The organism is Paenibacillus endoradicis (assembly GCF_024721975.1).
This window is the reverse complement of record NZ_JANQBB010000002.1, coordinates 741933-761654: the sequence shown is the minus strand read 5'-3', so window position 1 is coordinate 761654 and position 19722 is coordinate 741933. Positions and strand designations below refer to the sequence as shown.

The 19722-nt window shown below is 38.5% G+C and carries 13 protein-coding genes and 1 pseudogene; all 14 read left to right on the top strand.

The window, feature by feature from the left end; genetic code table 11:
- Positions 1 to 3: 3 nt before the first annotated feature.
- Positions 4 to 882 carry a carbohydrate ABC transporter permease gene (locus NV377_RS09380; RefSeq protein ID WP_258200934.1) on the top strand — a complete coding sequence of 293 codons (879 nt, stop codon included), beginning with the start codon at positions 4 to 6 and terminating at the stop codon, positions 880 to 882.
- Positions 883 to 928: 46 nt separating this feature from the next.
- Positions 929 to 2728: a sensor histidine kinase gene (locus NV377_RS09375; RefSeq protein ID WP_258200933.1), complete on the top strand. Its 1800-nt coding sequence runs from the start codon at positions 929 to 931 to the stop codon at positions 2726 to 2728.
- On the top strand, positions 2685 to 4307 hold the full coding sequence (locus tag NV377_RS09370) for a response regulator transcription factor (protein ID WP_258200932.1): 1623 nt from the start codon (positions 2685 to 2687) through the stop codon (positions 4305 to 4307). Before NV377_RS09375 ends, NV377_RS09370 begins: the two co-directional genes overlap by 44 nt.
- A gap of 85 nt (positions 4308 to 4392) precedes the next feature.
- The gene (locus NV377_RS09365; RefSeq protein WP_258200931.1) at positions 4393 to 4986 is read left to right on the top strand and encodes a DUF1349 domain-containing protein; all 594 of its coding nucleotides are present in this window, start codon (positions 4393 to 4395) and stop codon (positions 4984 to 4986) included.
- A 284-nt stretch (positions 4987 to 5270) separates the two neighbouring features.
- Positions 5271 to 6236, top strand: a complete 966-nt coding sequence (glpX, locus tag NV377_RS09360) for a class II fructose-bisphosphatase (protein ID WP_258201161.1) — start codon at positions 5271 to 5273, stop codon at positions 6234 to 6236.
- 19 nt (positions 6237 to 6255) lie between these two features.
- The gene (ndk, locus tag NV377_RS09355) at positions 6256 to 6702 is read left to right on the top strand and encodes a nucleoside-diphosphate kinase (protein WP_258200930.1); all 447 of its coding nucleotides are present in this window, start codon (positions 6256 to 6258) and stop codon (positions 6700 to 6702) included.
- A gap of 61 nt (positions 6703 to 6763) precedes the next feature.
- A complete protein-coding gene (locus NV377_RS09350; protein ID WP_308860109.1) occupies positions 6764 to 7402 on the top strand; it encodes a CBS domain-containing protein in 639 nt (212 codons plus the stop codon).
- Between the two features lies 1 nt (position 7403).
- Positions 7404 to 8210: a pyruvate, water dikinase regulatory protein gene (locus tag NV377_RS09345; protein WP_258200929.1), complete on the top strand. Its 807-nt coding sequence runs from the start codon at positions 7404 to 7406 to the stop codon at positions 8208 to 8210.
- A gap of 209 nt (positions 8211 to 8419) precedes the next feature.
- Positions 8420 to 15025 (top strand): beta-N-acetylglucosaminidase domain-containing protein, encoded by a 6606-nt coding sequence (locus tag NV377_RS09340; RefSeq protein WP_258200928.1) that lies wholly within the window; start codon positions 8420 to 8422, stop codon positions 15023 to 15025.
- 242 nt (positions 15026 to 15267) lie between these two features.
- On the top strand, positions 15268 to 16428 hold the full coding sequence (locus tag NV377_RS09335) for a cobalamin-independent methionine synthase II family protein (RefSeq protein WP_258200927.1): 1161 nt from the start codon (positions 15268 to 15270) through the stop codon (positions 16426 to 16428).
- Between the two features lie 424 nt (positions 16429 to 16852).
- Positions 16853 to 17869, top strand: a complete 1017-nt coding sequence (locus NV377_RS09330; protein ID WP_258200926.1) for a methionine ABC transporter ATP-binding protein — start codon at positions 16853 to 16855, stop codon at positions 17867 to 17869.
- Positions 17862 to 18524 carry a methionine ABC transporter permease gene (locus tag NV377_RS09325; RefSeq protein WP_258200925.1) on the top strand — a complete coding sequence of 221 codons (663 nt, stop codon included), beginning with the start codon at positions 17862 to 17864 and terminating at the stop codon, positions 18522 to 18524. The genes NV377_RS09330 and NV377_RS09325 overlap by 8 nt, the downstream gene beginning before the upstream one ends.
- A 36-nt stretch (positions 18525 to 18560) precedes the next feature.
- On the top strand, positions 18561 to 19409 hold the full coding sequence (locus NV377_RS09320; RefSeq protein ID WP_258200924.1) for a MetQ/NlpA family ABC transporter substrate-binding protein: 849 nt from the start codon (positions 18561 to 18563) through the stop codon (positions 19407 to 19409).
- Positions 19410 to 19558: 149 nt separating this feature from the next.
- Positions 19559 to 19636 (top strand): annotated as a pseudogene (locus NV377_RS25920) (DNA alkylation repair protein); the annotation flags it as partial.
- Positions 19637 to 19722: the final 86 nt, after the last annotated feature.

The window sequence follows — 19722 nt, the reverse complement described above, 5'->3', positions numbered from 1 at the left end:
ATTATGCGTTATCGCTCTAGTGGATACACCATATTTACGATTTGGAATACGATTATTCTTAGTTTGCTATCTATTCTTTGCGTTCTACCTCTTATTCACGTCCTTGCTTTGTCTTTCAGTTCACGTGCTGCGGCAACAGCTAATATTGTGAATTTTTGGCCCGTTGGGTTTACTACTGATGCCTATGTGAAGACACTCAGTAATACAGCGTTTCTACAATCGTTGTGGATAGGCGTAGAGCGAACTGTGCTAGGTACGGTGTTATCGATGTTTGTCATTACGATGGCGGCTTACAGTTTATCGAAAACGAGTTACAAATTTCCTGGTCGTCAAATATACATTTGGGTTTTTGTGTTTACGATGTTGTTTTCTGGTGGACTAATTCCATCTTATATATTAATAAGTAAGCTACATTTAATGGATACAATATGGGCATTAATTCTACCTACTGCGGTTAGCGTTTGGAATATGATTTTAATGCTGAATTTCTTCCGAACGATTCCACAGGAGTTGGAGGAGGCTGCTTATATTGATGGCGCAGGACATTTGAGAGTGCTTTGGAGCGTTTATTTACCTGTATCGATGCCATCCATTGCGACGTTATCATTGTTTACGATGGTTTTTCATTGGAATTCATGGTTTGACGGTATGATCTATATGTCTAATCCGAAGGGATACCCACTTGCTACGTATTTGCACTCGATGATTGTTAGTGACAATTTATCAAGAGTTGGTGTAACATTAGCAAGTATAGATAATTTTTCCAATAGAACCATTAAATCTGCACAAATATTTATAGGTGCTTTACCTATATTGATCGTATATCCATTTTTGCAAAAGTATTTCGTTAAAGGGATCGTACTTGGCTCAGTAAAGTCCTAAAAAATTTCCCTAATATTTAAATTAGATCGAATCGGGTGAGTTAGCAATGTTTAAAATCGGACGTGGTACTGCTGGGAAAATGAATGTTTTCACAAAAGTTATGATTGTAATTGTCCTGATGCTTATCCCGATTTTTCTCATGTATAATTATTCCAATAATACGAGTACAGATGTTGTTGAGCAAGAACTACTGCAAATTAATTTGAATCGAGTCAGATTTTTTGTAGAGCAGATGGATGTCGAAGTCGATAGGTTATGGCGTTCTGCCTTTGTCATCGCAACTGACCCTGATGCGTTGCAACTGCAACTTCAGCCTTCCTCCGAACCCGACTATGCCCTGCTTGCTTCCAAGAGACTACTACAACAGAAGCTAGGGATGCAGTCGAATTCCTTTGAATGGGTAAATGATTTTACTGTATATTCTCCTCATTCAGATGTCGCTGTTTCCACCAATTTAACGAAACATTATTTTGAGAGTTATTTCCAAAACGTCAGCCAACAATCTTGGGATTATCGCGTTATAATAACAGATCGAGGCGCAGAAAAATCTTTTGTGCGTGATTTGGTTACACCCTTTGAATTTTATGTGCAACAAACAGATCCTAATATATATGTTGAAGTCTCGTTTTCTTCGGATAATCTAGTGAAAATGCTTGAAAGATTTATGCAAGGTGGTGTAGGGCATACGTTTCTCTATCATCCTGACTATGAGACAATTATGCCTCGTGATCTTAATCCAGAGTTGATCAAACGAATGGTGGAACAATTTGATAACATAAAAGAGGAAAATTTGAATGAAGGAGCTGTTAAAATCTCCTTAGGAAATGAACCTTATCTCGTTAATTATGTTATTTCAAACTCCCTTGGATGGTATTTGGTAGATTATCAGCCGTTGAAACAGGTGCTAATGCCGATTAATCACAGCAAGCAGATGTTTTACGGGGCTGGTCTGCTGCTATTAGTAATGGGGATCGCTTCAGCTGGTTTGTTGTACCGTAATGTGCAAAAACCAATTAACGATTTGATTCGGGCTGTGAGACTACTTCGGAAGGGCGTATACGATCATCGGATCAAGCTTGGACCACATAATGAATTTCATTTTTTGATTGAGCAATTTAACTTGATGTCCGAAGATATCCAGACGCTGATTGATAAAGTATATGTGGAGCAGTTACATGCGAAAGAGTCCTCACTTAAGCATTTACAAGCACAGATCAATCCACATTTTCTGTATAATAATTTTGCTTTTATTCAAAGTATGGCGCAGCTGGATCGAACGAATGTGATTGTCGCATTTACGCAACACCTCAGTAACTACTACCGTTATACGACACGGACTGAACAGCAATTGACTACACTTACCGAAGAAATGGAATTAATTCGTAATTACTTAGAAATCCATCGAATGCAGTCTGAGCGTCTGTATTTTTATGAATATATTGATAAAGAATTAATGTCTATTCTTATGCCACGACTGCTGTTTCAGCCACTTGTTGAGAATGCAATCGTGCATGGTATGGAAAGCAAGGTAGGAAAATTCGAAATCATTGTAACTGGTAAAAGGAATACAGATGGCTGGGAACTCTTTGTTGAAGACAATGGTGTCGGAATGAGTTCGCATGATTTGGAATTATTAAGACATTCCTTACTAATACAAAAGAGCTCTAACCATAGTCTTGGAATATGTAACGTTCACCAACGTATAAAACATTATTATGGGTCATCCTCAGGGGTTATGATTGAGCATTCATCTCTTGGCGGACTTCGTATAGGATTAACGATAAGGACGGAGGCGATTGACGATGTTGGAGGTTCTGATCGTGGACGATATTCCATCTCAGGTTGATAGTTTCGTAGCTACGATTCCGAAGGATGAACTTGGTATTGGTCGTATTCATAAAGCTTATTCTGGAAAAGAAGCATTAAAGCTTTACCAGGAACTAAATATTCATATCGTAATTACAGATATCCGAATGCCAGAGATGAGTGGGATTGATTTAATTAGAGAAATTCGAGAAATGGGACGTAAAGTGAAAATCGTCGTAATTTCGGGTCATGCGGATTTCGAATACGCGAAAAGTGTTGTTCCATTTAATATTTCAGGCTACTTGATGAAACCTGTTAATCCGGCTCAAATGCGAGAGACGCTAGGCAAATTATCGGAGGAAATCGCTTCTGAAAAGAAGCTCCAACAGGAGCAGCATCGTGACGGTTATGCATTTCGAGAAAATTTGCCTTCCTTGCAAGGTGAGATACTGAATAATCTGCTTTATGGTAAAGCAATCCCAGATGCGGAATTGGAACGGAAGCTGTTCTTGTTGAATCTTCCATTCTCCTTACAGCAGAAAGTGGGTTTATTCATTGTACGGCTTGAGGGTAATCTACAAGAATACGAAAGAGTCGATAAGGAACTTATTGAATACGCGGTTACGAATATGGCGGAGGAGCTATTTCGAGATACCTTTCATTTGTGGTTTTGCCGTGATCAAAACGAATATCTTGTCTTTATTGTTTCAGCCAAAGAAAAAAACGATGTGAAGGGGCATTCTCCTCAGAATGCAATGGACGTCCGAGCGGCAGCGCTAAAGAAAAAAGCGGAGCATCTTCTGAATGATCATATTTCCATCGTATTAGCAGAGAATTGGACATACTTTCCAAAAGAGGTTTCAGCACTGTACCGTTCAGTTATTGATGGAATGAGAGGGATGGAAGAGACGCGAAAAGGTGTGTTTTTACGAATATCCGGTAATCTAGATCAGGTTCAGGTCCAAATTGGAACCTTAGCGTCGTTATATCGTCCTCCTCTATTGATTCATTTGCTCGATACGAGTAACTGGATTCAAGCAGAGGAGAAGCTAATCCAAATATTTGCGGAACTGAAGAGCGTGAACTATCCTCCAGAGCATGCCAATGAAGCTTATTTTGCCATTGCCAATGCTTATCAGTATATGGCTCATAAGAAAGGGAAGTTACTTAGTGAGTTTGGTGTATCCTCTTTTGGGCTCATGCCGGCTGCTCCTTGTCTCAAGCAGTTAGAAAAATGGGCATTCTTCATGCTCCGAAGTTTAAGGGAGCAAGCAGAAGATTCATCTGAGAAGCAGACAGATTTAGTAGAGAAGATACATAAATTTATCGAGGAAAACATGAACGACAGGTTATCAATGCAGACAATTGCGGCGCATATTGGTCTTCATCCTGCTTATTTGTCGAGGGTGTATCGGGCAGAAACGGGTAATAATCTGAGTGAATATATATTGCGGTATCGAATGGAATTGGCCTCGCACTTGCTACGTAGTAGTGACAAAAAAATATACGAAATCGCTCAAATTCTTGGTTATCAGGCAGTGCCACATTTTATTAAACGATTTAAGGCTTTTTCAACGATGACCCCGCAAGAATATCGCGGTCGTACGGAGCTCTTTTGACTTACTTAGCCTACATCTAGATATAGAATAGAAATTCTTGAATTCAGCAGGTACTAGATAAATTAGAATTTATGGAGGAATCGATATGGATTTAACATTTCAAAGAGAAAACTTATTTTGGGTACATGAGCCTAATGAATATACTATTACAGATGAAGAAATTGTAATTAAAACAGAAGGTGGAACGGACTTTTGGCAAAGAACATATTATGGCTTTCAAAACGATAATGCTCCTGCTCTGTTAATGAAAACGAATGAGAAATACTTTTCTTTTATAGTGAAAACTGAATTTGACAGTAAACAACGCTTCGATCAGTGCGGCGTAACCATCTATCAAAATAGTGATAACTGGCTGAAGGCTTCTATTGAATATGAAAATGAAGAATTCCAGAGATTGGGTAGTGTTGTAACAAACCTAGGATATTCTGATTGGGCAACTACGGATATTGCTGCAACACAGAAATTTATGTATTACAGATTAAGTCGACGTGGAAGCGATTATTGTATTGAAAATTCTTATGATGGTATTCACTATAAGCAAATGCGTATTGCACACCTTTTTGAAGGAGTGGAAGATATACAAATTGGTATTTATGCTTGCAGCCCAGAAGAATCTTCATTTAAAGCCATTTTCACAGAAATGAAATTTACTGAATGTCAATGGAAAGAACACAAGTAACAAATTTCATTTTAACTAATAGAAAATATATATTACTGAAAAGAAGTGAGCGTTGTTGCTCACTTCTTTTTGTGTTCAATTCACGTATCTCATCATGAAGTTTTATACGATATCGTTCTATCTACTGGACAGCATTCGAAGTACTTCTAGAAATAAAAAACACACAATCAATTTATATAATGTACACTATATAATGTTTTTAGTTTAATAATTTACATATTGCAATATATAGTGTACATTATATTGTAAATAGTGTAACTCATCGAGGGGGATATGATATGAAACTGGAGAGAGAACTTGCCTTAGAGATTGTCAGAGTAACTGAACTTGCCGCACTTGCATCGGCGCCTTGGATGGGTCTAGGTGATAAGAACAGCGCGGATGGGGCAGCTACGGAAGCTATGCGATCTATGTTCGAAACTGTATGTATGCAGGGAACCGTCGTTATCGGCGAGGGTGAAATGGATGAAGCTCCAATGCTCTACATTGGGGAGAGGGTTGGTATGGGTCATGGCCCAGAACTTGATGTGGCAGTTGATCCTCTGGAAGGAACAGAACTAGTTGCTAAGGGATTAAATAATGCGATGTCAGTTGTTGCTATTGCGAATAAAGGTAGTCTCCTAAATGCACCAGATATGTATATGGAGAAACTAGCGGTAGGGGCTTCGCTTGCAGGAAAACTCAGCTTGGATGATCCAATCGAAGTCACTATTCACAAAGCCTCTCAATATTTATCTAAGTCTTATAACGATATGACCGTAATGATTCTCGACCGGGAAAGACATCAGGAAATGATCGATACAGTTAGAGGTTTAGGGGTAAGAATTAAATTTCTTTCAGCAGGCGATGTTGCCGGTGCGATTGCTCCGTCATTTGCTGAGACAGGAATTGATATGTATATCGGATCGGGTGGTGCACCTGAAGGAGTTCTAGCTGCAGCCGCACTTAAATGTCTTGGAGGTGAGATTCAAGGTAGACTCATGCCTGAGTATGAAGAGCAGGAACAGCGCTGCTTGGATATGGGGTTATCAGACCCAAGGAAGTTACTTACTATGGAAGATATGATTGGACAAGGTGATGTTATCTTTGCGGCGACAGGAGTTACTCAAGGAGAATTTCTTGGAGGTGTAAGATATTTGCCTGATCAACGTGCGGAAACTTTTTCTATGGTGATGAGGGCTCAAACAAAAACGATACGATTCATTCATTCCATACATAATCTAACTGGAAAACCGTATTTTCAACAGTAGCAGAAGGGGAGGAATAACAATGGAACAAACATTTGTAATGATCAAGCCGGATGGTGTGAAGTTAGGACTTATAGGTACAATTATTCAGCGTTTTGAAAACAAAAGATTACGTCTAGTCCGCTCTGAATTGCGTAGCCTGACCGCAGAGCAAGCGAAGGAACATTATCGTGATCTGGCGCACAAAGCATTTTTCGAGGAATTGGTTTCATTCATTACTTCAGGAGAAGTGGTTGCTATGGTGTGGGAAGGGCCTGCAGCTGTAAAAGTCGCACGCAATTTAATCGGTGCTACCAATCCAGTAGAATCCCTGCCAGGTACAATTAGGGGAGACTTTGCTCTAGAGCTGGAAAGCAATATTATACATGGGTCAGATAGTGTAGAAAGCGCAACTAGAGAAATAGGGTTGTTTTTTCCACTGTTAAGAGATAAACAAGCAACAGTAAATTCAATCTCAAAAGTGGTATAATAGTAAAAACGACTCCTACAGGGCGAAGGAGGTTATTCTTATCCAGTTAACACAAAGACAGTTGGACATATTTGAATTTGTAAAGAAGCAATCTCCAGTGACAAGCGATCAGATTGCGGATTTTCTTACAGTAAATCGTGCTACCATAAGATCGGACCTTGCCATTCTTGTTATGATAGGATATTTGGACGCTAAGCCCAAAGTAGGCTATTTCCCTGGAACTTCCATAAGAAGTCCGAAAATGGAATTATCTACGTTGGAAAATATGAAAGTAAGAGATGTTCAGGGAGTTCCCATTGTCATTTCGATGAATGCAACTGTTCAAGATGCAGTAATATTATTCTTTTTAGAAAATGTCGAGAGTCTTATTGTAACCGACCAACGGGGGTCACTTGCTGGTATGGTTTCGCGTAAAGATTTACTCAAAGTAACACTTGGTAATCAATCTGCTCCTACTATGCCCGTTAGTTTAGTTATGACAAGGCAACCTAAAATTGTAACCGTCAGTCCTGAAGAATCTGTATTATCTGCTGCAAAGAAGTTAATGCAACACGAAGTAGGCGTTCTACCTGTTGTTCATATCACGACAGGTGCAGATGGCTTGGAAATCATTGAGCCAGTGGGCGGAGTGAGCAAGACCACGATGACACAAGTACTACTTAATTTGGTTACGGAAACTGTTGCAAAGGATGACATGTAAAATGAATAATGAATCCCAGCATTTGATCTATATTTGCTCTGACTCGGTTGGAGAGACTACGGAAGCAGTAGCCAAAGCAACCATCAAACAGTTCCATAGTAATCAAGTCAAGCTGAAACGATACTCTCATCTACAAGACGAAGATGAGATACGTAATGTGGTGAGTGAAGCTGCAGTAAGCAATGCGCTAATTATGTATACACTTGTTCAACCCGAGTTAAGAGAAATGATGCGACAGGAAGCAGTTCGACATAATATTCCCACAGTCGATATTATGGGACCCGCCATGCAAGGCTTCATCGACGCATTTCACGGATCGCCACGCCGGTTACCAGGACTCTTACATACGCTTGATGAAGATTATTACAGCAGAATCGATGCTATAGAATATACTGTGCGAAACGATGACGGGAAGAATTTGAATGAACTTCTTCAAGCGGATATCATACTAATCGGTGTTTCTAGAACCTCGAAAACGCCGCTCAGCATCTATTTATCTCACAAAGGATTTAAAACGGCTAATGTTCCTATCGTCCCAGAAGTGCTACCGCCAGATTTATTGTCTCAAATGGATTCGAAACGTCTATTTGGTCTTACTATGCATCCAGAACAGCTTATACATATTCGCGAGGCAAGATTACAAACGTTGGGACTTCTTTCTGGATCGTTATATACTCAAAGATCAAGAGTCGAACTTGAGTTGAACCATGCCAAGCAATTTATGGACAAAATCGGATGTACTGTCATTGATGTGACGAATCGAGCAATTGAAGAAACAGCAGGAATTATACTTGAATCTATGCAATAGCATTATTTATACAAAACCGAAATTTAGTATTGACAGTTTATAGGCATCCGTGTAGTATATCAGTCAAATCCATACTATCGTAACGTGTTACCGCAAGGGCATTAGTTATGAAGAACTCGTTCTTCTTAACTAATGCCCTTTTTGTGTTTTGCGGACATTATGGTAGATATGCGTTATACATATAGTGTTTATAAATAAGGAGGGTAATAATGAAAAAAGGGATTGTATTAGTGTTAATTTTTACAATGATCATTGGTAGCTTTGCTGGAATAAATGGACCAGTAGCTGCTGCTGCAACTGTGCCGTATACAATTTATCCAAATCCTCATGAAGTTAACTATCATGATAAGCAATTTGAAGTAAGTGAAAAGATAAATATCGTATATGAATCGAAAGTAGATTCTTATACGAAAAAAAGAGTTGAAAAAGTATTAGCGGTCAAAAATATTAAATTCACAGAATCAAGTAGCATTGTTGAAGATAAAACGAATTTTCTAGTTGGTATTTATGAGTCAAATGAATATGTAGATAATTATTTTGAAAGTCAGAAATTAAGAGATTCAACAATATTAGCAAAGCTTGATGCCAATATTATCTCTATCGATGATAATGTTATTGCTGTGCTAGGAAAAGATGTTGATTCTGCGTTTTATGGAGTAACGACTGTAAAACATATTTTTAAACAGATGAATGATCGTACAATTGAAGCATTAACGATTAAAGACTATGCAGATGTAAAAGGAAGAGGTTTCATTGAAGGGTATTATGGGGAGCCTTGGTCCAATGAAGATCGTGCTGAATTGATGACCTTTGGTGGAGAGTTCAAAATGAATTCTTATATCTATGCGCCCAAGGATGATCCTAAACATAATAGTAAATGGAGAGAATCATATACGGAAGAAGAACTTGTGAAAATTAGCAAACTTGCTGAAGCGGGTAATGCTAGTAAAACTAGGTTTGTGTATACTCTTCATCCATTTATGAATAATGCTATTCGTTTTAATACGGAAGAAAATTATCAAGCAGATTTAACTATTATTAAAGCAAAGTTTACCCAATTGTTAAATACGGGTGTTAGAAAGTTTGGTATTCTTGCAGATGATGCAGGGGTTCCGGCACAAGGGGCCCAAACGTATGTGAAGCTGATGATCGATCTATCCAATTGGTTAATTGAGCAACAGTCAACATATGATGGTTTAGTAACGGATATGATTTTCTGTCCCAATGATTACATGGGTTGGGGAGATAGTGCCCAAATCCAAACGTTAAAACAATTGCCGAAGTCTGTTAGTATCGTTCAAACCGGCGGGAGGGTTTGGGGAGAGGTTTCGAATAAATTTACCCAAGATTTCACTAATAATGCTGGAAGAGGACCATACCTTTGGATCAACTGGCCTTGTACGGATAACTCTAAAAAACACTTAATTATGGGCGGCAATGAAACATTTTTACAGCCTAATGTTAACCCAGCTAATATTGAAGGTATTGTATTAAATCCAATGCAACAATCAGAAGCGAGTAAATCAGCTATTTTTGCTAATGCTGATTATGCGTGGAATATTTGGGATAATGTTGATCAGGCAAGACAAAACTGGTCTGACTCATTTGCCTACATGGACCATTTAAACATTAATGAAACTGCTGCTTCGAATGCTCTTAGAGAGTTATCAAAACATATGATTAATCAAAATATGGATAGTCGTGTAGCTGTATTGCAAGAATCAGTTGAATTAGCTCCAAAGTTAAATGAGTTTAAAGCAGCATTAGGTAAAGGTAAAATTACGGATAAAGCTCAAGCTTTAATTGTAGAATTCGAGATTATTCGCGATGCAGCAATAACCTATAAAGATAATCCTGGTAATCCAAGAACTAGAGATCAGATTGTCTATTGGTTAGATAGTGCTATAGATACTGCAACTGCAGCGATCTTTTTATTAAATGCTGAGATTGCTCATGAAAGTGGAAATAGCTCTGCGATATGGGAAAACTATAGTCAAGGTCAAGCAGCTTTCGATGCGTCACTAAAGCATCCGTTCCGCTACATTGATCATTATGAATATGCTGAAGTAGGAGTCCAACATATCGTACCGTTTATCAAAACACTGTTAAATGATGTTTCAATTAAGGTTCAATCTAGTGTAAACCCTGATAGTAATTTTGCTAGAGTTATTACCAATCGGGCAGATACTCCTACTGGTAGCTTAGAAAATCTATTAGATAATAACTTGGGTACTGAAGTAATCTTTAAAAACCCTAATACGATTACGATGGGTACATATATTGGAGTACTATACGAAAAAATTCTTGCATTTAATACGGTACGCTTTGAATTAGGTCAAGGATCCAATAATTCTGATACCTTTGGAGCAAGTAAAGCACAATACACCGTTGATGGAGAAAACTGGATTGATATCGAAGGTACTCAATATGGAAATATCAATAAAATTGTTTTAGAAAATTTAAATCTGAAAGCAAGAGGGATTCGTTTAATCGCAACGAATGATCGTACAAATACTTGGTTTGGTATTAAAGATATTGTGGTTAATGAGGCCAAGGTAGTAACGGATACACTACAATACACGCTAATGGTTCCAAGTCATTTTAAAGTGTATCAAGGAACTCAGGCTAATCTATTCGATAGTAATGACGCTTCTTTTATTTGGTATAACCCTTCAGGAACAATTAAAGATACGTCTGTTGTTGGAGATTATATTGGTGTAGATTTACAAAAGGAAATTGATTTAGGTAGAGTTTACTTTGCTGTAGGTAGAGATAATGGTGACAAGTGGACAGAGTACCAGTTAGAATATTCAACTGATAATGTGAACTACACCTTATATAAGAAATATACAGGAAAGTCTTCAGGCCTAGATAAGGTTGAGGAAGATTTAACAGGTATTAAAGCAAGATATGTCCGTCTGAAAAATCTAAAAAATGTAAACGTATGGATCAAGTTTAGTGAAATTCGTGTGGACGTTGCAAAATTGTCTTCCGAATATACGTATACAAATAACGATAATTATAAAAATATTGCATCCCACCATTCACTAGAAAATACAAGTTTGGCTGAAACGACTAATATTACATTGAAACCGCAACAATATGTAGGTGTGAAATTAGATCGTATCAAAGAACTAGATAGTGTAACAGTAAGTGAAACCAGTGGTAAATTAACGTTACAGGCTTCTGCGAATGAAGTAGAATGGAATACTCCTATTGAGGGAGCCATTGCCAAATACGTAAGATTACTTAACGACACTGATGAAGATATTACATTCGATTTGAATGAATTTAGTGTTTCATCCAAGGAACTCTATGGACCAAGTTTTGTTGAATCGGATATGGGAATCTCTTCTTCGTATGGAGCCAACGATTCAAGAAACGCGGGTACTCTGCTAGCTCCTTTCGATAAAAATTTTGGCACGAAAGCTATCTTTACTGATTATCAGAGAAAGGGACAGTACATCACTTATTCAGTAGGTGAACCGCGAATTTTTAATAGTTTACGTGTTTACAATGAGGAAAATAATGTTGACTATATTCGAGATGCAAAAGTTCAACTGTCGATGGACAACATCAATTGGACAGATGTCATTACTTTAGGTGATGGTATAGATAACCTTGCAGGTGGTAAACCAAATTACGCTGACATGATTGCTGATGGCTACACACATGATTCTGCTAACCCAGGAAATTATTATTATGGTAATGATAATATAGGCGGTATTGAGGCCAAATATGTTCGAATTGTGTATACAGCAAATTATTTAGAAAGATTTGCGCATATTAATGAGTTCGTCATTAATGGTGGCCAGTATGTTGATACGGAGAACAATCCAACCTTTGTTGTAGATCCAATTGAGGAAGAAGGATTTGGTCCTGGACGTTTAGTTGATGGTAATCTAACGACTGCGTTTAAACCGAATATGACGAATCGTGCAGATGGATCATTGATTTATCGTTTGTCGGAGAAAACAGATGTAGCGGTACTCACAATTGTTCAAGGTTCAAATGCCATTTCGAACGCTACAGTAAGTGCTCGGGTTGGTACTGACCAATGGGTTGAATTAGGGTTTTTAAATAAAAGTTTAACGACTATTTACAATTCAACCTATGATCATATTTTTGAAATTAAATTAACTTGGGGTAATGTTCAACCAATCATTTATGAACTGAATATTTCAACCAACAAAGAATTAATACCAGCAGAGGCTAATAAAACAGCCCTATTGGCAGCAATTTCTGAAGCAGATACGAAAGTGCAGGCTGATTATACAGTTGAAAGCTGGAACGTATTCAGCCAAGCATTAACGGTTGCAAAAACAGTGAACAACAAGCAATATGCGACCCAAGTAGAAGTAGACGCAGCCGTATCATCTCTGTTAGATGCGCAAAGTAAGCTTGTAGAAGTTGCAAGCGATGAGAAGGAAATAAAGGAATTCAGCTTTATGGACTTATCTCCAGCAGTGACAGCAACAATTAACGGAACAAACATTGATCTTACTGTCCCTAACGGTACAGATGTAAGTGCATTGATTGCGACATTCACTAGTACTGGAACTTTGGTGCAAGTAGATGGAGTAGATCAAGTAAGTGGGACAACAGCGAATGACTTTACTTCTCAGGTAGCGTACATTGTAACGGCACAAGATGGAAGTACGCAAACTTATACGGTGACCGTAACAGTAGCTGCAAGTAGTGAGAAGGAAATAACAGAATTCAACTTTATGGGCTTGTCTCCAGCAGTGACAGGAACCATTAATGGAGTAAATATTGAACTTATTGTTCCTGAGGACACAGATGTAAGTGCATTGATCGCTACATTTACTAGTACTGGATCTTCGATACAGGTGGATGGAATTGATCAAGTGAGCGGGACAACAGCCAATGACTTCACTTCTCAGGTAGCATACATTGTAACGGCAGAAGATGGAACAACGCAAACCTATATAGTGACTGTAACAGTAGTCACAAGTAGTTCAAAGGAGATACTAGCTTTTAGCTTCAAAGAATTGTCACCTGCTGTGATAGGAATGATTAACGAGAAAAATATTGATCTTATTGTTCCTTACGGTACAGATGTAAGTGCACTAATCGCGACATTCACTAGTACGGGAACTTTAGTGGAGGTAGATGGAACCGAGCAAGTAAGCGGAATAACGGCGAATGACTTTACTACACCGGTAATGTACACCGTAACGGCGCAAGATGGAACAACGCTAACATATACTGTGACCGTAACAGTTACCGCAAGTAGTGAGAAGGAACTAACGGAATTCAGCTTCATGGACTTGTCGCCTGCAGTAACTGGAACAATTGACGGAACAAATATTGATCTTATTGTTCCTTACGGCACAAATGTAAGTGCGCTAATCGCGACATTCACTAGTACGGGAACTTTAGTAGAGGTAGATGGAACCGAGCAAGTGAGTGGAACAACGGCGAATGACTTTACTTCACCGGTAACGTACAGAGTAACAGCGGAAGATGGCACAACGCAAACGTACACCGTGACGGTGACAGTAACAGTAGCCTTAAGTAGTGAGAAAGAAATAATAGAATTCGGCTTCATGAACTTGTCGCCTGCAGTAAGAGGAAAGATTAACGGTACAAACATTGCACTGACTGTTCCTCGTGGTACAAATGTAAAAGCGCTGATCGCAACATTTACTAGTACAGGAACTAAGGTAGAGGTAGATGGAACTGAGCAAGTGAGTGGAACAACGGCGAATAACTTCACTTCAAAGGTAACATACATGGTAACGGCGGAAGATGGAACGACACAAACGTATACTGTGACGGTGAAAGTAGCCGCTGGTTCAACAAATTATGTTGATCCAGAGCCTATTCAAAATGATGGTAAGCTTAACATTCCGATTGGCGGCACTGGAACAGCTAATCTTAATGACGAAATTATAGTACATGTTCCAGTTGGAGCAATTAACCAACAATTACAGCTGACGATAGAGAAGATACTCGATCCGTCTGCATTAATTACTGACGAAGATATATTGGTCAGTCCGGTCTTTGGCATTGCTAAAAACATCTCAGAAGATTTCATAAAACCGATTACGATAACTGTAAAGTTTGATCCGAGCAAACTTGGAGAGGATCAAACGCCATCCATTTCTTATTATGACGAGGAGAAAAAGACTTGGATTTCAATAGGGGGAACAGTATCTGGGAATGAAATTACAGTAGAAGTTAGTGACGTGGCAAAGCTTGCTGTGTTTGGACTCAGCGAAAGTGAACCTGTTGAACCAAGTGTTGACCTTGAGGATATTCAAGGACATTGGGCGGAGGAAATGATTAAGCAAGCGGTTATTCAAGGTATTATTAGTGGTTATCCTGATGGTAGTTTCAAGCCGGAGGCTTCGATTACCCGTGAAGAGTTTATCGTTATGTTGGTTCGTGCATTGAAACTTAAGGGTGTTCAATCGGAACTTCTCTTCAAGGATACAGCAGAGATTGGCGATTGGGCGAAAGACTCGATATCACTTGCTGTTCAGGCAGGTATTGTGAATGGGTATGCGGATGGCACTTTTAGACCAAACGCAGAAATTAGCCGTGTCGAGATGAGTGCTTTATTAGAATCAGCTATGCGCATAGTATATAGAATGAATGTGGAAACGGATAAGGAATTGATTTTCGCAGACAAGGATAATATTCCGGTATGGGCGAAAGATGCGGTCGCAGTGGTAGCGAGTAATGGCGTAATGATCGGTCGCGGTGACAACCAGTTTGATCCAAACGAGACGACAACAAGAGCAGAAGCAATAACGGTTATAATGAGATTATTGGAAATGGAAAAATAAATAAAGTGTAAAAAAGCAAATAACTCGGAAAGTCTTCAAAAGACTATTCGAGTTATTTGTATTCATCTTTTGTAATGGAGATAATTGCTATTTCTTGTTAACGTATATTGACTTCTTTTGGTTATTGTTATAACTAAAAACTATAACTGGATATGGTTTTTAAGTGTTACGTATACATTACTTCTCCATGCTACAATCAGAGCATTACAAATTGACATGTTCTAGATTGAGGAGGTTTTTTTATGTGCAATAAATTTCAAATCGTAGGTAGCTTGTTGCGACCGGCTGATCTACTAAAATATAAAACACAAATTGAACATCGTGATGACATCGATTATCCATTTTATCAACAATTTGAAGGATATGAGCAATGTGAAGCGGAGGCAATACATGCTGTAGTGGATAAAGAAATTGAGAATGGTTTGTCAGTTATTACGGATGGTGAACATTCCAAATCCATGTGGCATCTGGACTTTGTCTGGGGTCTTGAAGGGATTAGTCGCTATATTGCAGATCATGGATATTTTTTCAGAGACACGGATGGAACTTCGAAATACGAGACACGAAAAGATATTGGTCTGCGCATTACTGGTGAATTGAGCGGAAAGAATCATCATTTTATTAAAACATATAAAAAGCTCCAAGCTCTTGCTGGCGACCGTGAAACAAAGCTGTGTGTACCTTCACCATCTCATATTTTTGGCGAGTTGTCATGGTCGGATAATATTGGTGGTAAAGAATCTGTTTATAAAGATAGACAGGAGCTTAAAAACGGTCTTGTTAAGGCATATAAACAATTTGTTGAGGAATTTGCTGCTGTCGGTGGAAAAATTCTGCAATTCGACGATTGCTTATGGGAGCTATTTGCGGATGACAACCCGAACTCTCCATATACTGGCGAGAACATCAATCAAGAGGAAGTACAGACTCTTGCTACCGAGTTTATTGACATTAACAATACAGTAATTGATTTTGGTCATAGCTTAGGCTTGAAAATGTGGACGCATAACTGCCGTGGTAACTATGATTCCCGTAATATGGGTGGAGGATCATATGCTAAAATTGCCAATCTGTTCTTAAAGCAACTTAAATATGATCGCTTTTTCCTTGAATGGGATGATGAACGTGCAGGATCACTTGAGGCTCTTTCTGTTTTCAAGGATAAGCCTAATACAGAAATTGTACTTGGCTTGTTATCTTCTAAAACCAGTACACTTGACGATGAAGAACGCGTAATTAGAATGCTGGATGAAGCATCAAAAATTATTGACAAGGATAGATTGTTACTTTCTCATCAATGTGGCTTTGCGTCCTGTGATGGTGGTAATGAATTAACTGAAACTGAGCAGTGGATGAAGATTAATCAAGGATTAAGAATTGCCCAGCAATATTGGGATAAATAATGTTCAATCGGCATCGTAACAGTGTGTAGTTGCGAAGGTGATACAAAAGGATGGCTCTGAAGGTCGTTAATAGACCAAAGAGCCATCCTTTTTCCTTTGAATAAACATGTATTAAAAGTAGTATAGAGTTCGTAAGGTATGAATGATTTTGACCAAATTATCAATAATAGTAAGAGAGAATCGATCAATGAAGATGTTTGAAAAAATGAAAATGATATAAATTACATATATTAATTATTTTTTCATCTAATATAGTATAATAGTAGTTTGTTTAAATAAAAAAATACTAAGAAAAAGGGGAATATAATTGTTCATAAACTGAAAATATTTGTTATACTAATTCATATCGAAATCGTCGGAAATAGATGGCTTCATAAATAGATGCATTGTAAACTAGGTAACTGGTGTGCTAGGAGGATTCAGGTTGATTCAACTCATTGACTTACACAAGCTATACAAAACAAATAAAGGCACAGTCGTTGGCGTCGACCACGTCAATCTTCATATCGCAAAAGGTGAAATATTTGGAATCGTCGGTTATAGTGGTGCAGGCAAAAGCTCGGTGTTGCGCTGCATTAATCTGCTTGAGAAGCCAACCTCTGGTAATGTGCTAGTGAACGGCGTTGACCTCACCACTTTGAATAAAAATGATCTGAGAATCGCTCGTCAAAAGATAGGAATGATCTTTCAACATTTCTATCTTGTCGGAAGTAAAACTGTATTTGAGAATGTTGCGCTTGCTTTGGAAGCTGCGGATACACCAAAATCGGCTATTCATAGCAAAGTTACGGATTTGCTTCAGCTCGTTGGTCTTGGAGATAAGGCAGATAGCTACCCTGCCCAATTAAGCGGAGGTCAAAAACAGCGTGTCGGTATCGCACGCTCTCTGGCAAATGATCCACAAGTGCTGTTATGCGATGAAGCAACGTCAGCGCTTGATCCAATGACTACACAGTCCATTCTATCACTACTTCGAGAAATTAATCGTAAGTTGGGGCTTACCATCGTGCTTATCACTCATGAGATGGAAGTGGTAAAGGAACTATGTCACCGGGTTGCCATTATGCAAAACGGCAAAGTAATTGAAGATGGCAATGTATATGAAATTTTTGCAAATCCTGTGCAACCACTGACTCGGGAATTTATTAATAGCGTGCTGGAATTTAAGTTGCCAGCAAAACTATGGGAAAAACTTGACCCATCTGGCAAAGTATTAAAGGTACTATTTCGTGACGATGCAGCAGAACAAGCGATTATTTCCGATTTGCTCAAGAAGAGCGGCATTCAGGCAAATATTTTGCATGGGAAAATCGAGTATATAGGTGAAAAGCCTCTCGGAACCTTCATTATGGAAGTAACCGGAACCAATGAGGAAGTCAATTCAGCCATTCGATATTTGAATGATCGCTCTTGTATTGTAGAGGTGGTTGAGAATGTTTAACTCCTTAATCGAGATACTTCCCGATATGGGAAAAGCGTTTTATGAAACGCTCCACATGGTAGGCATCTCGCTATTCGTTGCCCTTATACTAGGTCTGCCGCTTGGAGTGCTGTTATTTATAAGTAGTAAAGGGCTATTTTCAGAGAACCGTGCAATTAATATGATTCTGGGTGTAATTTCAAATATTGTACGCTCAATACCGTTCTTAATTTTACTAGTGCTATTGCTGAAATTCACGCAATTTTTACTTGGAACTACGATAGGTCCATCAGCGGCAGCTGTTCCGCTTTCCGTTGCAGCCATTCCTTTTTTTGCGCGATTGGTAGAGAACTCACTTAGAGAGGTGAATAAAGGAATCATTGAAGCTGCTATAGCAATGGGAGCAAGACCTTGGTTCATTATTCGTAAAGTATTACTACCAGAAGCTAAGTCGGGCATAATTTCAGGCCTTACTATAACCGCAATTAGCTTGCTTGGTTTCTCTGCGATGGCAGGTACGGTCGGTGGCGGGGGAATTGGCGATCTTGCCATACGATACGGCTATTATCGTTATGATAATGAAGTACTATTCACAACGGTTATTCTTCTTATTGTGGTTGTCCAAATTATTCAATTTGTTGGAGATTGGGCATCTCGTAAAGTAGATAAACGTTAAGAATAAAATTACAAATTAGCAAAGGGGATAATATCATTGAAAAAGCAATTAACGATCGTTACGTTGTGCATCTTGTTGATGTCAATGCTTGCGGCATGTGGTAGCAACAACACAGGAGAAGGAACTGGTACTAACGGAGGAGCTAGTGAACAGAAAAAATCGATTAAAATCGGAGCAACCGCTGGTCCTTACAGTGATATGGTGAATAAAGCGATTAAGCCTCTTATGGAAGAAAAGGGTTATAAGATTGAAATAGTTGAATTTAACGATTATGTTCAGCCAAACAAATCGCTTGATAACGGGTCGATCGACGCTAACCTATTCCAACACATTATTTATTTGAACAAGTTTGCAACGGATAACAAGCTTGAACTTAGCTCTGTCATTAGTGTTCCTACTGCTCCAATGGGACTGTATTCAAATACAATTAAATCCATTGATGATATTAAAGAAGGAAGTTCTCTTACGATTGCCAATGACCCAGCCAATCTTGCACGCTCACTACTGCTACTTCAAGATATTGGGTTAGTTACTGTTAAAGAGGATGCAGATCCAGCGACAATTTCTGATAAAGATATCGAAACTAATGTTAAAAATCTTAAAATAAATTCACTAGAGGCTGCTCAACTTCCACGCACGCTTGACAGCTCAGATCTGTCTGTTGTAGCGGGTAATTTTGCACTTGCAGCGGGTATGGACCTGACCACTGCTTTGCAGCTTGAGAATATGTCTGAAAACTATCGTAACGTAGTAGCTGTTAGAACAAAAGATATCGAAAGTCAATTCGCGAAGGATCTGAAAGCAGTTATTGAATCTCCAGAATTCGAGCAAAAGATTGACGAGCAGTTCCAAGGCTTCTCTAAACCAGAATGGATGACAAAATAAGTAAATGAAAAATAAGACCGTGCTGGTTCATCACATAGCACGGTCTTATTTATTGTACGCCCATAATGGGTAGAGTTTGATCTTTATTAACAACAGAGTTAGATATCATTAAGATTTGAGCTATAATTGATATAAATATCCGGAAACTATCGTTGGCTGAACAGCTTTTCGCAATGGGGAATTATGATACCATATATTTTGCTGGAATAATTGCTGGTCCGAAGGCGAAGATAGTATATAAAGTGAATATAGGATTCAAACACAAACATGAAAGATGTTAGATGCAGTGAACAAAATACAATATTGGGATGAA

Bases quoted from the DNA above. Each gene is read 5' to 3' on its own strand.
- NV377_RS09380 (WP_258200934.1), top strand. From the start codon at position 4: ATGCGTTATCGCTCTAGTGGATACACCATATTTACGATTTGGAATACG.
- NV377_RS09375 (WP_258200933.1), top strand. From the start codon at position 929: ATGTTTAAAATCGGACGTGGTACTGCTGGGAAAATGAATGTTTTCACA.
- NV377_RS09370 (WP_258200932.1), top strand. From the start codon at position 2,685: ATGTTGGAGGTTCTGATCGTGGACGATATTCCATCTCAGGTTGATAGT.
- NV377_RS09365 (WP_258200931.1), top strand. From the start codon at position 4,393: ATGGATTTAACATTTCAAAGAGAAAACTTATTTTGGGTACATGAGCCT.
- ndk (WP_258200930.1), top strand. From the start codon at position 6,256: ATGGAACAAACATTTGTAATGATCAAGCCGGATGGTGTGAAGTTAGGA.
- NV377_RS09345 (WP_258200929.1), top strand. From the start codon at position 7,404: ATGAATAATGAATCCCAGCATTTGATCTATATTTGCTCTGACTCGGTT.
- NV377_RS09340 (WP_258200928.1), top strand. From the start codon at position 8,420: ATGAAAAAAGGGATTGTATTAGTGTTAATTTTTACAATGATCATTGGT.
- NV377_RS09335 (WP_258200927.1), top strand. From the start codon at position 15,268: ATGTGCAATAAATTTCAAATCGTAGGTAGCTTGTTGCGACCGGCTGAT.
- NV377_RS09325 (WP_258200925.1), top strand. From the start codon at position 17,862: ATGTTTAACTCCTTAATCGAGATACTTCCCGATATGGGAAAAGCGTTT.